The 1,064-nt window shown below is 48.0% G+C and carries 2 protein-coding genes; both read left to right on the forward strand.

The features are described from left to right. Positions 1-478, forward strand: a 478-nt coding sequence (locus ACQ76X_RS35970; protein WP_438498677.1) for a hypothetical protein, incomplete at its 5' end; no start/stop codon positions are given. 133 nt (positions 479-611) lie between these two features. Continuing rightward, positions 612-1,064: hypothetical protein (locus ACQ76X_RS35975; RefSeq protein ID WP_438498678.1), on the forward strand; the 453-nt coding region annotated here is incomplete at its 3' end.

The raw sequence follows: 1,064 nt of genomic DNA on the forward strand, positions 1-1,064 counted from the left end.
TGGCACCATTTTAGAGAAACCCACTGGAAATATCACAGTAAAGGACAGCAAAGGCCAAGTTATGTATCAGCAGGACTATCGTGCGGACTCCATTTATGCGGGTACAACCGCAGATATGGTGTATATCTTGGATAACAAGTTACTGCTGCCGGATACTTACGAGGTTACTTATAATGCAACGTTCTCTGGGCAGACCATTAGCCGCACCTTTTCGTTCTCAGTCACACCTGAACAGTCCAGAGCATCCCAGGCGTCATTGACAGAGGCAGGGAAGATTGAAGTGACTCAGACCTTCTGGGATTGGCTAGAGCTGCACGTATGGGTTGTGGTGATCGTGTTAGTCGTCATTATTTTCATTTTCGTCTTCTTGTTCTGGCTCTTGCTCCTGCTGTGGAAACGCAAAAAAGAAAAGGAAGAGCAGGAGACGCCCCATGTACCATCCAGCGCAGATCCGAGTGACAAAGAGGTCAACCTATAGAGAGCAAATTCCAACCCTGGAGTTTGCTTTTTTGTTTCTTATTTTCAGAGCGTGCTTGAAGGGAGGTGGTCGTCCGGAGCCTGTTCACTTGGTTAATTGACTCAGAACAATAAATAAGGAGGAATAGCAAATCATGAAAAAATGGATAATGTCGATGCTGATGGCCATGCTCGTAACGCTCCCGTTCTCCTCTGCCTTTGCTGCAGACGAATCGGAGGTTGTGGTCACTGGTGCAGGTCTGCAAATGACTCAGACGAAGCCGATTTTTACCGATATCACACTGGACTTAAAGCAAAATCAGACGTCAGCAGCGACCAGTAATTTGAACGTATTGGATGCAAGAGGGACTGCAGCGGGTTGGGGGATTGTGCTACGGGCCACCGATTTTAAACTGACGAAGATGGTTAGTGGCCAAGCTATCGACTTTGTCATCCCTGCGTCTTCGGTATCTTTCTCTACCCAGTACAAGAATGCTGTTGTTGGAACACCTATTGATTTTAAGGCCGCAAAGGGAGAACTAGCAAGTCACCAGGTGCTCTCTTCGGAGGACAGTCGGATCGTAGGGGTGATCCCTTCGGAGGGGGCG

The sequence above is a fragment of the Paenibacillus sp. IHBB 3054 genome, from assembly GCF_051594305.1.
In the GTDB taxonomy this organism is placed as follows: Bacteria; Bacillota; Bacilli; order Paenibacillales; family Paenibacillaceae; genus Paenibacillus_AQ.